General features: G+C 37.3%; 14 protein-coding genes and 1 other annotated feature (1 of these 15 running past the window's edge). Of the genes, 2 read left to right on the top strand and 12 right to left on the bottom strand.

Annotated elements, in window-relative coordinates; translation table 11 throughout:
- Window positions 1-160: 160 nt before the first annotated feature.
- The 4 genes from pepF to mecA form a co-directional block, all read right to left on the bottom strand.
- Entirely contained in the window at window positions 161-1,987 is a 1,827-nt protein-coding gene (gene pepF, locus NST09_RS05765) for an oligoendopeptidase F (RefSeq protein WP_302329590.1), read from the bottom strand.
- A gap of 214 nt (window positions 1,988-2,201) precedes the next feature.
- A complete protein-coding gene (locus tag NST09_RS05760) occupies window positions 2,202-3,362 on the bottom strand; it encodes a competence protein CoiA family protein (RefSeq protein WP_254505831.1) in 1,161 nt (386 codons plus the stop codon).
- 161 nt (window positions 3,363-3,523) lie between these two features.
- A complete protein-coding gene (gene cls / locus NST09_RS05755; RefSeq protein WP_342493425.1) occupies window positions 3,524-5,044 on the bottom strand; it encodes a cardiolipin synthase in 1,521 nt (506 codons plus the stop codon).
- Window positions 5,045-5,129: 85 nt separating this feature from the next.
- A complete protein-coding gene (gene mecA, locus NST09_RS05750) occupies window positions 5,130-5,795 on the bottom strand; it encodes an adaptor protein MecA (protein ID WP_008348474.1) in 666 nt (221 codons plus the stop codon).
- Between the two features lie 264 nt (window positions 5,796-6,059).
- On the opposite strand from mecA, the gene NST09_RS05745 reads away from it, so the two are divergent.
- Window positions 6,060-6,725 (top strand): TerC family protein, encoded by a 666-nt coding sequence (locus NST09_RS05745; RefSeq protein ID WP_007499010.1) that lies wholly within the window; start codon window positions 6,060-6,062, stop codon window positions 6,723-6,725.
- A gap of 40 nt (window positions 6,726-6,765) precedes the next feature.
- Here the strand turns inward: NST09_RS05745 and spxA are convergent, their stop codons facing one another.
- From spxA to NST09_RS05705, 8 genes are all read right to left on the bottom strand, one after another.
- Window positions 6,766-7,161 carry a transcriptional regulator SpxA gene (spxA, locus tag NST09_RS05740; protein WP_003211421.1) on the bottom strand — a complete coding sequence of 132 codons (396 nt, stop codon included), beginning with the start codon at window positions 7,159-7,161 and terminating at the stop codon, window positions 6,766-6,768.
- Between the two features lie 193 nt (window positions 7,162-7,354).
- Entirely contained in the window at window positions 7,355-7,933 is a 579-nt protein-coding gene (locus NST09_RS05735; RefSeq protein ID WP_007499012.1) for a GNAT family N-acetyltransferase, read from the bottom strand.
- A gap of 137 nt (window positions 7,934-8,070) precedes the next feature.
- The gene (locus tag NST09_RS05730) at window positions 8,071-8,358 is read right to left on the bottom strand and encodes a hypothetical protein (protein WP_268439910.1); all 288 of its coding nucleotides are present in this window, start codon (window positions 8,356-8,358) and stop codon (window positions 8,071-8,073) included.
- Window positions 8,359-8,463: 105 nt separating this feature from the next.
- Complete coding sequence (locus NST09_RS05725) at window positions 8,464-9,390, bottom strand: ATP-binding cassette domain-containing protein (protein ID WP_035392432.1); 927 nt, start codon at window positions 9,388-9,390, stop codon at window positions 8,464-8,466.
- On the bottom strand, window positions 9,383-10,444 hold the full coding sequence (locus NST09_RS05720; protein WP_035392433.1) for an ABC transporter ATP-binding protein: 1,062 nt from the start codon (window positions 10,442-10,444) through the stop codon (window positions 9,383-9,385). The genes NST09_RS05725 and NST09_RS05720 overlap by 8 nt, the downstream gene beginning before the upstream one ends.
- 18 nt (window positions 10,445-10,462) lie before the next feature.
- Window positions 10,463-11,491: an oligopeptide ABC transporter permease gene (gene opp3C, locus NST09_RS05715; protein WP_035392435.1), complete on the bottom strand. Its 1,029-nt coding sequence runs from the start codon at window positions 11,489-11,491 to the stop codon at window positions 10,463-10,465.
- Window positions 11,491-12,420 carry an oligopeptide ABC transporter permease gene (gene opp3b, locus NST09_RS05710; protein ID WP_035392438.1) on the bottom strand — a complete coding sequence of 310 codons (930 nt, stop codon included), beginning with the start codon at window positions 12,418-12,420 and terminating at the stop codon, window positions 11,491-11,493. Before opp3b ends, opp3C begins: the two co-directional genes overlap by 1 nt.
- A gap of 109 nt (window positions 12,421-12,529) precedes the next feature.
- A complete protein-coding gene (locus NST09_RS05705) occupies window positions 12,530-14,188 on the bottom strand; it encodes a peptide ABC transporter substrate-binding protein (RefSeq protein ID WP_035392439.1) in 1,659 nt (552 codons plus the stop codon).
- Between the two features lie 449 nt (window positions 14,189-14,637).
- Between NST09_RS05705 and NST09_RS05700 the strand changes: the two genes are divergently transcribed.
- Window positions 14,638-14,901, top strand: a complete 264-nt coding sequence (locus NST09_RS05700; RefSeq protein ID WP_223255625.1) for a DUF3899 domain-containing protein — start codon at window positions 14,638-14,640, stop codon at window positions 14,899-14,901.
- Between the two features lie 44 nt (window positions 14,902-14,945).
- Window positions 14,946-15,157 (top strand) — a binding site (T-box leader) (it continues 7 nt past the right edge of the window).

Raw genomic sequence — 15,157 nt, 5'->3', positions numbered from 1 at the left:
GTCCTCCGTGCAAAGGTTTTCTATCACGCTAAAAAGAAGTCAAAGGGCTAAAATCAAGTTCATTTTAGCCCTTTGTCAACAATCTGGTCTTTTTTATTTCAAGAAAAAACCCCTGCCAAAAGGTGAGTTTGCACTCACACATCTGACAGAAGTCTTCTCGTTACTCACCAGTCTTTGAGATGAGCTCTTCCATTTCCTTTAATTTTTCTTCAAACAATTGACATGCTGCCTCAATTGGTTCTTTTGATGCCATATCTACACCAGCTTTTTTCAGCACGTTAATTGGATAGTCAGAGCTTCCTGCTTTAAGGAAGTCTGTATAGCGCTCCACTGCAGGTTTCCCTTCTTCTAAAATTTGTTTACTTAATGCCTGAGCCGCACTATAGCCTGTCGCATATTGATACACATAATAGTTGTAATAGAAATGCGGAATTCGCGTCCATTCTAATCCGATTTCCTTATCCACAACCATACCATCGCCAAAATACTTCTTGTTCAGGTCGTAATACAGGTTCGTCATAAACTCTGGCGTTAATGCCTCCCCTTCTTGCGCTTTCACATGAATCAGGTGCTCGAACTCTGCAAACATCGTTTGTCTGAATACCGTCCCTCTAAATCCTTCTAACAAGTGATTGAGCACATACAAGCGCTGCTTTTTGTCCTCTAAATGATTGAGTAAGTATTCACCTAGTAATGCTTCATTTGTTGTAGAAGCTACTTCCGCTACAAAAATGCTGTAGTTTCCGTACGGATATGGCTGATGCTTTCTTGTATAGTAGCTATGAACAGAGTGACCAAATTCATGAGCCAGTGTAAATAAATTATCAATATTATTTTGCCAGTTCATTAAGATATAAGGATTCGTACCATAGCTTCCAGAAGAATATGCGCCGCTTCGTTTCCCTTTATTCTCATAAACGTCTACCCAGCGATTTTCGAGTCCCTCTTTTAATACCGAAACATATTCTTCTCCTAATGGCGCTAACCCTTTCAGCATATAATCCTTTGCTTCATCATAGGTCAGCTTCATGCCAGCATCTTTTACTAATGGTGTATACAAGTCATAATTGTGCACCTCATCAAGCTTTAATACCTTTTTACGCAATTCAATGTAGCGGTGTAATAACGGTAAATATTGATGAACTGTATCAATTAGATTGTCATACACTTCTTCAGGAATACTGTTGCGTGATAACGCTGCTTCTCTTGCAGATTTGTAATGACGTACTTTCGCATAAAAATTATCCTTTTTAATCGAGCCGCTGAGTGTAGACGCCAAAGTATTCTTATATTGATCATACGTTTTATAAACGGCTCTAAAAGCATTCTTTCTCACTTCACGATCATCACTGTTTAAAAAGGTAATGAAGTTGCCATGAGTAATTTTCTTTTCTTCTCCATTTTCATCCTTAACAGAAGGGAACGAAATATCTGCATTATTAAACATACTAAACGTAGTGGATGATGTTGATAAAGGTTCAGAGGCTTCAGCTAATAAAGCTTCTTGCTCCTCACTTAAAATATGCGGACGCTCTTTGTTAATTTCTTCGAGAGCGTGAGAATAAAGTTTTAATTCTTCTTTTTCCAATATAAATTGCTGCAGCTTATCTTCTTGAATAGATAAAATTTCCGGAACAATATAGGCAGATGTACTAGACAGCTGTGTAAATAAATTGGATGCTTTATCATTTAAAGCCTGAAATGATGAATTTGTTGTATCTTCATCATATTTCATATGCGCATATGTATAAAGCTTGCCAAGCTTTTCAGAAAGTTGATCCTGAAATGTTAGGGCTTCATACAAGACATCAGCAGAATGGGCCAGCTTGCCTTTAAATTGGGCGAGCTTCGGAATTTCTTTTTTTACAGCTTCGAATTCCTTATTCCAAGAATCGACACTTTCAAAAATATCTTCAAGGCGCCATTTGTTTTCTTCTTTTACTTCGCTTCTGTCTGGTAAATGATTGTTGTTATTTTGTGAAGTCATATGAATCCCCCTTGCATGAGTTGTGTTGAACCAACCTTTCGGAAAGTGAAAGAAATTGGTGTTGTATTTATCTTCTTTGTTTTGAACTATGTTTGTCAAATCATATGCAGAAATAAATACCAAACAAACTAAAAAAATGAGAAAAAAGCGTTTCTTTCTATTCAATAGCAGCACCACCTTTTTCTTATCATGATCAAAGTGGGCATGAAACATGCTAATGAAATAAGAAAGCATCTCGTTTTATCGCTTCATCTGCTGTTCGTATAGGCTTTTGATTCGACGTTACTTGATAATTACCCTCTTTCGTCATGTATAAAAACCCTAGTTTCACAAGCGCCCGTACATATGAAATGATCACCTCTTTGATTTCTTCTATTGTGACATTGGTATATCGGAGCTTCACTTCTTTATGCTGGACACATCGCTCAATTTCTTTTAAAAGAAGATGAATGGTCACTTGTTCTTTTCCCGTTCGAACCATCCAATCATAAAGACATCCTTGCCACACATAAACAGGGCTTGAAAAGATATATGCTTCTGTCAGGGGGATAAATAGTTCTGTCGGTAGAAATGGCCATGCTGTTTGATGATGCTCATAAAAAATGGTTCTTAAACGCTTGCTTTCATTTGCTAAAATGCGGGGTGGCCGCTCCCTAAATTGCCGAATACACTTGAGCCACTCTTTATACAATCGATGATTGCTCGAGGAAACAGATAAGAGTGCTGGTAGTTGGCGATAAGCTGAAGGCGGTCTAACGGTCATTGAAGCACATATTTTCGTTGGCTGAAACACGAGAAGTTGATCCAGGTGGATAAATCTATTTTGGATCGGACAATAAAAAATGAGTCTCCTATTCTTTGACTGCCTTAAAATTCCCCAATGAATGGAGGAGAATGAAAAGAGCTGGCCAGCCATTCGTTTTAAACGATTCGCCCCTATGATCCATATAGGATAGAGCCCCGCAGCACGGAGACCTTCCGTTCGTTTATGCAGCTCTTTCCACGAAATATTTGCGCATTGAAATTCAATGGCATAGCTTTTATTTTCTATATCGACGGTCACATCAGGGCGCTGCTGAATGTTTGAAACATATTTCTCTAGTAACGGCTCATATCCAAGCTGCGTGAGCCAATCATTAAGAGCAATCTTCCCTGCCTGATGATAAGCTGTTTCACCGGTGGACGCTAATGGACATGCCGAGAGCTGTTTATGTGCAAAATGATGGACACGATGCTCACCTAGCTTTAATAGAACCTCCTGCCTACATTCAGGACAGTAAAATTTGCACGTAGCTCTTACATGCTCTAGCCGCCTTTTAGTCAGATGTTGTGTGATGCGAATCAGCTTGCCATTCTCCATGATTGCTGCATTCATATATTTCGCCCCTTGCTCTTTGATGACCGTATTATAGCTTTTTCTCTCATCAGGAAGCGAATATCGAAAATGAATTTTTATCTTATCAAAACACGATTTCAACCTACTTTCCCTTAGTAAAATAAAAAATCCCCCTTTTAAAAAGGGGGAAAAGACAATTTTTATAAAAGAGGTGATAATAATCTTGCTGTTGATTCAAACAGCCTCACCCTTAAAGGTCTCTTCGCAAATTCTTCTGGAACAATTTCATGTGACTGCTCTAAGTCACCTAAGAAGTCGTTGACCAGCTTCTCTGTGCTTTTTGTTTTGTAGAGGAAAGCATTCACTTCAAAGTTCAGATGAAAACTTCTCATATCCATATTTGCTGTACCAATTGATGCTAGCTCACTATCCACAATCATAAACTTACTATGCATAAAGCCTTGATCATATTCATATACCTTCGCACCTGCTTCTAAAAGTTCGGGGAAGTATGAACGGGACGCATGAAATACGATGCGTTTATCTGGATTTTTCGGCGCAATGATTCGTACATCGACTCCGCTCAAAGCAGCAATTTTCAGTGCGGACAAAATATCATCATCAGGTACAAAATAAGGTGAAGCAATCCAAATTGATTTCTTGGCGGAGATAATCATGGAGAAAAAGAGATTTTTAATGACTTCCCACTGTTTATCAGGACCACCAGCAATCATTTGTACGCCTTCTGCTCGACTCTCCATATGACTGAAATCTTTAAAATAATCCACACCCGAGCATCTTTCATTGGTCATGTAATACCAATCCTGCATAAAAATCTGCTGCAAATCACGAACGGCCTCACCTTTAATCATCAGGTGCGTATCACGCCAAAATCCATATTGTCTGCTTCTACCCATATATTCGTCCCCAATGTTAAGTCCGCCGACAAATCCTACTTCTCCATCAATCACCACGATTTTCCGGTGATTTCGGAAATTGATTTTATTATTTAATAAGGGCAGTCTCACTGGTAAAAACGGAACGATCTGCACGCCAGCCTTTTCTAAGTCAGCAATATATTGACGGGAAAGTTTTAGGCTACCTACATCATCATATAAAAAGCGGACAATCACACCACTTTTTGCTTTCTCGATTAAAATGTCCTTTAATTCTTGTCCCAGATCATCATGACGGAGAATATAATATTCTAGATGAATGTGATGTGTTGCTTTTTTGATCTCTTCAAAAATATGAGAGAACGTTTCTTCTCCATTGGTCAGAACTTTAGAGGATGTGCGATACGTAATAGGGGTATGTCCCAGTCTGTGGGCCAGTTTAAATAAGAGCTGCTGATGGTCACCCATATGAGTCATTTTTTCAATCGCTTCTCTGTGGATACGTTCATCTTCCTGGACAAGCTGCTCGTCTAGTACCGCTTTCTTTTCAAAAAGTCTGCGCTTTTTAATATTGCGTCCAAAGAAAATATAAAACAAAAACCCGAAAAGCGGAAAGCTCCCAAGCAGCACAAGCCACGTAATCGTTTGAGAGGGGTTTCTGTTTTCTAAGAAAATGACAAACCCGATGAAGATAATCGATAAAGTGAATAGAACACTGACGGAACTTAATACACTTACCGCTAGATCACCGGCAAAAATTTGGATAATCAAATAAGCACCTATCGTAATGATAAGAAAAAATAGAACTTTGACTACATTTCTCATTTCATTTTCTCCTTGCCGATCACTTTGTTTACTTTTTCATTCAGATAAAAAAGTCGATTCCTCTATAGAAATCGACTTTTGGTTGTTACGAGAAGTGCTGTTGAATCGTTTCAAGCGCATTCTCTTTGACAATCAGCTGACCGTATTCTTGCAGTCTGTAGATGCTGACCACTGATTCATGAGCATATTCAAGCAGAATACTAAGCTTATTCTCCACCTGCTCATCTGACAAATCCTCGTGGAAGTCAACATATAGATAATAACGGTTTTCAAACGAATATAAACTTGTCGTAAAATCCTGCATATTTAATTGAGAAAGTGCAATCAAATCTTCAAAATCATCCATTTTCAATACGAACTGAAGTTGAAGTTTTTTGTCCTTCTCATTATGATCTTCTTGATCTTGCTCTTCTTTATGAAAATCATCAAGCAGAGCATCTAAACTTTCTTCATCTGTTTGATCTTTTTTATCTTCTGGAATCGGCAATTCGAGCTTTTGTCCATCTTTAGAAAGTTGGGCTTTTGTCACGACAATTTCAAGACCTTTATCAAGTGCCTGTACTTGAATCCAAAGTGGTCCCTCTACTGCAAATTCTTCTTCTTCGTGCACTTCGTCCATCACTTCCCAGAACAGCTCTTCACTGCGCTCACGATTATACCAAATCTCTTCACGGTCAAAACCGCGATCTTCAATATCACCGTAGGAAATATAAAATTTGACTGTATGTTCATTTATTCTTTCGATTTCCATTTTGCCAACCTTCCCTTCTATATAAGATGTTGAAGGGACATACAAGCTCCCAATTAATAGTACTTTACTACACTTTACCCGTTCCGTCTACATGTTAACCATTTAAAGAAATGAGGTATTGCTGTGTACTGTCTATTTTATGATAAAACATGAATAAAAGAAATAAAAACGCATTTTTTGCAGAGAAAACTTGCAGAAACATATATTTGAATTGTCTTCATATATTGGTTGTACGAGCTATTTTAGTGAAATGAGGTGAACTGGATGGAAACAGAGTGGATCGTATCCTTACTGATGATTATTGGCATAGACCTCATATTAGGCGGAGATAATGCATTAATCATTGCGATGGCCAGTCGAAGCTTATCAAATGAAAAACGAAACAAAGCCATATGGATCGGCACACTTTTGGCAGTGCTGATGAGAATCACCATGACTGGTGCTGCCGTTTATTTATTGACCATCCCCTATTTGCAATTTATCGGCGGTCTCTTTCTCCTTTATATAGGATACAATTTGTTAATTGAACAAAAGAAAGAATCCATTCGGATTAAAAGCAGCGGCTCCCTTTGGCGTGCTGTTCAGACCATCGTGATTGCAGATCTTTTTATGTCACTTGATAATGTGATCGCTGTTGCAGGGGCAGCTAAAGGGAACATGGTGCTCACTGCCTTTGGCTTAATGATTTCAGTCCCGATTATTATTTGGGGGAGTAAGCTGATTCATGCAGCACTAACCAAGTTTCCGATTCTTTTATACGGAGGGAGTGCCCTTTTAGCTTTTACTGGCGGAGAAATGATTGTCCGTGATGTAAAACTGAATGAATTTATGGCGCAGCATACAACACTTGAATTGTTGCTTCCCTTTTTAACCGTCGCAACCGTTATTTTAGCCAGTCTCTTTTACGAACAAACGGCTGAAAATAAATAAAAAAAGCTGCCAAATGATCGGCAGCTTTTCTTGTTCTCTATTAGTTAGCAAGTCGCTGAGCTTCTCGAAGTTGGAATGTACGAACCGTTCTAGGAAGGAAACGTCTAATTTCATCTTCGTTGTACCCAACTTGCAGTCTTTTTTCATCCAAAATAATTGGACGTCTTAGAAGACCAGGGTGCTCATTGATTAGTTTATACAATTGTTGAAGCGGCATTGTCTCAACATTTACATTTAGTTTTTGGAATACTTTAGAACGTGTTGAGATAATTTCATCTGTACCATCTTCCGTCATACGAAGAATCTCTTTGATTTCATCGATTGAAAGAGGCTCAGAAAAGATATTTCTCTCTTGGTATGGAATATTGTGCTCTTCTAACCACGCTCTTGCTTTTCTACATGATGTACAGCTTGGTGATGTGTATAATGTTACCATAAATCTTCACTCCTCAATTTGTAGAATGAATATTGATCTGTATTCTTAAATTAAAATTGTTCTAAATAAGTAATCTTTATAGTGATTATACTATAAAAAAGTAAGTGTGAACAGATTTTCTTGCAATTTTTGTGACAAAAACTAGACAATTTCATTCTTTTTGTGCTGATGTTTGAAGTCTGAACTTTCTCATTTAGTCGAGATGATCGAAAATATTTTTTTGTTTTCTATTTTCAACGAGCTTCAGCACATCATCAACATCCTCATACGATTGTCCATACCATTCTTCGTCTTTATACGTATGGATTCCTTCGTACGTCTTTCTCATGGCCTCCATCATTTCTTCCTCATTATCTGTACGAGGCGACCAATAAAGAATTTCCATGCGGTTCACTTCATTCGTTGCAAGTGACCTGCGTTTATAACCAATTGATTCAGCATGCTTGAAGTGCTCTCTCTGATAAAACTTTAGGCGTTTTGCAGTATCTGCATCATCTTCATCTACAGGCTCGACCTCAAGCAAGATCGGTTTTCTTTTTTCCTTCAGCTTATGAATGAGCTTTGATCCGAGGCCTTCACCTCTTGCATCCTTGGAAACAAATAAATAATCAATAAAGATGAAAGAATCAAATTCAGCGTACATCATTACATGATGAGGCCCTTCTTCTTTATGATAAATATCACTTCTTTCCTTTAATAAAGCTTCCATATGCTCTTTTGACTTCATTTCTTCTATCGGGAAGTATTCACTGAGCTTTTCATACCAATTCATGGATCCGCTCCTTATGATGTAGTTAAGAACCACTTCCTTATCTATTCCCGATTTCCTGCTATTTAAACGCCTGTACTAGTAAGACGCAGCAATGCCATTAGTGGTTTCACTTTTTTTCAAGAGAAAGCAAAAAAGTTTTATATCGAACGATTCATGAGCATTTGAAAGCAAGCAAACAAAAGAAGTGTCATGGCGATCTGAAACATGATGAAATAAAGGTACTTCATACGCCGGACTTCCTCCTTCTGTTTATTCGTGCGCCGATACAGAGCAAATTCAACCGAAAACGAAATGATGCAAATGAGCACTAAAAATGCGATCATCCACTTTCCTCCATTTGGTTCCATTAAAAAAGATATTGAAAAAAGCATCGTGACGATAAAAAAGTGAAGACATGAATAGCGAAACGTCTTCCATAACAACATTTGATTTCCTCCTGGTTTACTCATTTTACATAAAAATTACCATCAACTTGTTTTTTTGTAAAATAAAAAAAGAAGCACTGATATCGCAGTGCTTCTTCTCTGTTCTTATTGTTTTGCTTTGATCTCTTTGAATTCTTCCTCAGTACAGCTGACAAAGTGACCTGGCTTCACTTCACGAAATTCCGTATTTGTTCCTTTATGAACAGATGGATCGTATTTAATTCGTTTGCGGTTACGCTCATAATCAGGATCTGGAAGCGGAATCGCAGATAGTAATGATTTTGTATATGGATGAAGCGGGTTTTCATATAATTCATTCGCTGGTGCCAGCTCAACCAATTTCCCAAAATACATCACACCGATACGATCGCTGATATATTTCACCATGGAAAGGTCATGGGCAATGAATAAATACGTTAAGCCCTTTTCTTCTTGCAGTTCTTTCATTAAGTTGACGACCTGCGCTTGTATCGACACATCTAGTGCAGAGATTGGCTCATCGGCAATGATGAAATCCGGCTCAACAGCTAACGCACGAGCAATCCCAATACGCTGCCTTTGACCGCCTGAAAATTCATGCGGGTATCTATTCGCATGCTCTTTATTCAAACCAACCGTTTCAAGCAATTGATATACACGGTCTTTACGTGCTTGTGCTGATTTTGCAAGACCATGAATATCGATACCCTCTGCAATAATATCCACAACTTTCATTCGTGGATTGAGGGAGGCATATGGATCCTGAAAGATCATTTGCATTTTTCGGTTAAATTGTTTAAGATCTGTTGTTGATTTTTTATCATGCACATTCTGCCCGTTAAAAATAACTTCGCCACCTGTTGCATTGTATAGACGAATGATGGTTCTACCAGTAGTGGATTTCCCGCAACCAGATTCACCTACAAGGCCCAATGTTTCACCTCTATAAATGTCAAAGCTGACATCATCAACAGCTTTTACTTCATTAGGTTTACCCACATTAAAATATTGCTTAAGATTTTTCACTTGTAAAATAACATCTTTTTCACTCAATGTGATCCCCCCCTTTTTGCGCATTAAATTGTCGCATTCTTTGCTTAATTGATTCAGGAGGTTCTACTTTTGGTGCGTTAGGATGTAAAAGCCATGTAGCTGCAAAATGAGTTTCTGATACTTGATATAAAGGCGGCTGCTGTTCAAAATCAATTTTCATTGCAAATTGATTTCTAGCCGCAAATGGGTCTCCTTTTGGAGGATTCAACAAATCAGGCGGCGTGCCTGGAATGGCAAACAATTTCTCCTCTTTTGCATCAAGACTTGGCATAGAGCTCAGTAATCCCCAAGTATATGGATGTTTTGGGTTATAGAAGATCTCATCTACGGTGCCAATTTCAACAATTTGACCACCATACATTACCGCTACACGATCTGCTACATTCGCAACGACCCCTAAATCATGTGTGATAAAGATGATAGATGTTTCAATCTTCTTTTGAAGATCTTTCATCAGTTCTAAGATTTGGGCTTGAATGGTTACATCTAAAGCAGTAGTTGGCTCATCTGCAATTAAAATTTTCGGATTACAAGCAAGAGCTATTGCAACGACAACCCTTTGTCGCATCCCACCAGAAAATTGATGAGGGTATTGCTTGAACCTCTGTTCTGGTTTCGGAATACCTACAAGACTCAAAAGCTCAAGTGCTCTTTTTTTAGCTTCTTCTTTACTTGCATTTTGATGTTTTAAGATGGGTTCTATAATTTGCTTACCAATTGTCATAGTCGGATTCAAAGATGTCATTGGATCTTGAAAGACCATGGCAATATCTTTCCCTCTTATTTTCTGCATCTGTTTGTCAGAAAGTTTTGTTAGGTTTTTACCTTGAAACAAAATCTCTCCTTTTTTCACTTCGGAGTTAGATTTAGGAAGCAGACCCATGATTGATTTAGAAGTTACCGATTTACCAGAGCCTGATTCTCCAACAATGGCAAGCGTCTCACCTTTTTTCAATTCAAAATTCACACCTCGAATTGCCTTAACTTCGCCAGCAAATGTGTGGAATGAAATATTTAAGTCATTTACTTTTAAAATCGTTTCTTGTTTATTCATCAACATCACCGCCCCGTACTAATCTTTCATTTTTGGATCAAGTGCATCTCTCACACCGTCGGCAACAAGGTTAAAGACGATCATGATAACACTAATGATAATTGCTGGATAAACCATCTGATATGGGAAAGCGATCATTGATTTAAACCCATCTTCAATTAATGTCCCTAGTGAAGCTTGCGGCTCTTGCAGACCTAATCCAATAAAGCTTAAGAAAGCTTCAAAGAAGATCGCACTAGGAATAGTGAACATTGTATTAATAATCATCACACCTGTTAAGTTTGGCAACATGTGCTTAAAGATAATTTTAAAGTTACTTAATCCCAAAGTTCTAGCGGCTAGTACATATTCCTGTTCTTTCAGCTTCATGACTTGAGCACGCACGACCCTAGCCATACTGATCCACCCGGTAATACTTAGTGCAATAATAATTGGAATAATCCCTGGTTTTAAGACGAGAATCATTAATATGACAACGATTAAGTTTGGAATCCCCATTAGAACTTCCAAAATACGCTGCATCGCATTATCAATTTTCCCACCGAAATAACCAGAAATAGCGCCGTAGGCAACACCAATAATTAAATCGATCACAGCTGCAACAACAGCAATAAGCAGTGAGATTTGAGTTCCTTTCCACACACGTGTAAATAGATCTCTCCCAAGATTATCGGTACCGAACCAGTAGTAATGTTCAATCCCTTTTTGTTCATATGGATTGACCACATCACCATTTTTTAATGTTCTTTCACCAGTAAAAGGTAAGAAACTAACATGCTCTAACCCTTGGATTCGCGGCGGTAAGTTCGCTTCAGACGTTGTTTGAGTACTAAAGTCTTTGCCACTAATTAATGGTCCAACGAGCGCCATGAATACAATTAAAAATAAAATCACCATACTAACAACAGCGGCTTTATTCTTTTTAATTCTAAGCCATGCATCTTGCCAATAATTTAGACTTGGTTTTTCAATTTTTTCAGCAGATAATGTATCAACACCAGCGGGTTCAAACAGACTTTTATCAATATTTTCTTCTTGCTGTTTCATTATTTGTTACCTCCCGCTACACGAATTCTAGGATCGATAATTCCATATAGAATATCGACAATAAATACAACCACTACAAAAAGAACGGCAAATAAGATAGTTGTACCCATGATGACTGGGTAGTCGTTTACTGTAATGGCTTTAACAAACTGCTCACCAATTCCAGGAATTGAGAAGATTTTTTCTATTACTAGTGATCCCGTCATTAAACTAACAGTCAATGGACCAAGTACTGTGACAACAGGTATTAAAGCATTTCTCATTGCATGTTTAAATGCGATCTCAAAATAGCCTGCTCCTTTTGCTTTTGCAAGTAAAATGTAATCTGTCTCAAGTACTTCAACCATTTCTGTTCTCATAAAACGAGCACAAATGGAGATAGGGAACATTGCTAACGCTATAGTAGGTAAAATTGTATATTCAAACCCATTCCAAAATTGAGTTGGTAATAACCCCAATTTCACCGCAATATAGTACTGAAGTAATCCAGCGAATACAAAACTCGGAATTGATTTACCGATAACTGCCAAGAAAGTAGCAGAGTAATCCACCCATGTGTTCTGTCTTAAAGCTCCAACTACTCCCAAAAAGATACCAACAATCGTTCCTAAAATAATCGCTTGAAGGCCTAGGACAGCAGATGGTCCTACTCGATATGAAAGAAGTTCTGTTACGGAGGTATTGTTGAATTGGAATGAAACACCTAAATCCCCAGTGAATGTATTAATCATGTAATGAAAATATTGAACAGGAATTGGCTGATCTAGTCCATATTTTGCATTAAGTACAGCTTGTTGAGCTTCTGACAACTTTTGCGCATTAACAAAAGGAGAACCCGGAATAAGTTTCATTAAGAAAAAAGTGATTGAAACAATGATGAAGAGGGTAACAACCATGTAGGCAACCCGTCTAATTAAGTATTTCAGCATACTTGCACCTCCTGATAAAACTGACTTTTCTGTATATTTCGACATATTTCTCTCAGTGAAAAAGAGAGTATATTCAGAGAATACACTCTCTTTTCTATAAGATTGTTAATTATCCTTCAATTTTCATCCATTTGTAGCTGAATTCAGGTCCAACTTTGTGAATGACAAATCCTTTTACTTTGTTATTAATCAGATAGTTAGTTGCTCTCTGATAAATTGGTGAAAGTGCTGCGTCATCTTGTAATAATACTTTTTCAGCTTCTTGTAAAGCTTTCCAGCGTTCTTCAGGTTTTGCAGCTAATTTGCCAGATGCATCTTTTAACAACTGATCATATTTTTTATCTGAGTAACCCATGTGGTTGTTTCCGCCACCTGTGATGAACAAGTCAGAGAACGTGATCGGATCAAGGTAATCTGGACCCCATCCAGCCATCTGAAGATCGTAATCCTCTTTCTTATCACGATCAATACGAGTAGCGAAAGGAACACTTTGAATATTGATATCTAAGCCAGGTAAAGTTTTCTCGAGCTGATCTTTAATGAAAGCACCGATTGTTTTAGCTGTCTCAGAATCATCACCTAAGTAATTAAGCGTTACTTTAGACGTTCCTAATTCTTTCAACCCTTTTTCAAAAAGCTTTTTCGCTTCATCTTTATTAGTTTCTAAGTATTTAGGCATTCCATCACGGAAGTCTTTTCCGCTTTCATCATGTACGAAATCTTTTGGAATTTGATAGTATGCAGCAACTGAACCATTCTGCAACACATCATTTACAAACGCTTCTTTATCAATTGCCGTTGCAATTGCGCGACGAACGTTTTCATTCTTTAAAGATTTATTTCCTTGGTTCATTTTCAACCAGAACACAGTAGGTTCTAGTAATCTTTTCATCCGCTTATCACCTTCGTATTGAGAGATGATGGCAGGTGTTGATAATTTAGGTGTAATATCAGCTTCTCCCGCTTCAAATGCGTTAACAGCTGCTTGTGGATCTTTAGATACTTTAAAAGTAAGTTTTGTCATAGAGACGTTCTTTTTGTCCCAATATTCTTCATTCTTTTTGTATTCCCAAGTAGTTGCTTGTGGGCCATCCCAAGAAGAAAGTTCAAATGGTCCGTTGTATACAAGGTTCTTTGCAGTCTTCGCATATTTGTCACCTTGTTCTTTAACGAACTTTTCATTCACTGGGTAGAATGTTGGGAATGAAAGCAGAGATTGGAAGTAAGGAATTGGTTTTTCAAGTGTAATTTGCAGTTCTTTATCGCTTACAGCTTTAATTCCTAGTTCCTCAGGCTTTGCTTTTTTGTTGTATACTTTATCAGCATTCTTAATTTTACCAACCATCATATATGGGCCATACTCAGACTTTTGTTCTGGATCTAAAGCACGTTGCCATGCATATACGAAGTCTTGAGCTTTAACTGGGTCACCATTAGACCATTTTGCATCTTTAATTTTGATGTTGTAAACTGTTTTATCTTTGTTAGCAACTGGTTCCCCATCAGCCATACCAGGCACTAATTCTTCTTTATCGTTGAAACGATACAAACCTTCAAACACGTTATTCATAGTCGTAAAACTGATTGTATCACTCGCTTGGATTGTATCCATTGCAGGCATTTCCTGTGATTCTAAAATTGTAGCCTCTTGTTTTGAATCTTTGGATGCAGTGCCCTTGTCGCTACTTTGTTTACCTGAACATGCAGATACAAAAATAGTCAGCACCAATAAAAAAACTAAAAGCAGTGAAAATTTAGACTTTTTCATCTAGTTGTTGACCTCCCCTTCATAAATGAACTACAGGAACTATTATACTAGCAAATAAGTAATTGTGCATTCATTTTTTTAAGAAAATTTTCATATTTCCACTGTTTTTTAATATTTTTATTAAAAAATTGAAATAATTTGGTTATTTTTCTGAGATTTTGTGATCTTAAATACCTAATCAGAGGTAATCCTGTCTATACAATTGGCAATCTTCATGATTCATTGTAAACTGATATCAAGAAATTGATTAAAACAACAGCTTCGTTCCTTGTTTCGTTTTTCTTATATAGTGAAAGTCTTGAATTAAATGTTTTTATTGCTATTTTAGTACAGTAAAGTTTTAATGCGCAGGAGTGATTGTTATTAGATTTTTTATTCTTTTACTTAGTTCTAATGGCCTTGTTTTCATTTTAAGCTTCCTCTTTTATGGGCACATATCTTTCTTAAGCATGATTAACATCACATTTTATTTAGCTTCTGGCACTTTGCTAGTGTGGTTATCGTTCATCACTTTAAAAAGTGGATTTTTTGATCAAATATCTTACAGCTTCCGAAAGGTGTTTGATTCTTTAAATAAGCAAAAGGACCATGTTGATGACAGTTTAAACAAACATTTATCATCATCTTTTCAAAGTAACTTTTCAACCTTAAGAACATTAGGTTTGAGTTTACTCATTGAAATGTTAATATTGCTCTTGATTTATTATATGTAGGTTTTGACTTTTGATTTTTGCTTATTTATAATGAATGAAATTACATTTTTGCGATGAAAAAGAAGAGTACATATATTCACCATTTACAGAGAGTCTGCGGTTGGTGCAAGCAGATAATGGCATGTATGGAATGGGCTTTGGAGCAGCTAACCGAACACTTGACAGAGTCAGTAGGCTTAGACGGAGCAGTCTCCGATATCAACGTCTTGAGTGATTTCGGATTGAAATAACAAGGGTGGTACCACGGTTCATTCGT

The organism is Bacillus sp. FSL W7-1346 (genome assembly GCF_038593335.1).
Lineage (GTDB): Bacteria > Bacillota > Bacilli > Bacillales > Bacillaceae > Bacillus > Bacillus altitudinis.
The sequence above is the reverse complement of the archived record's forward strand: the minus strand, read 5'-3'. Positions and strand labels throughout refer to the sequence as shown.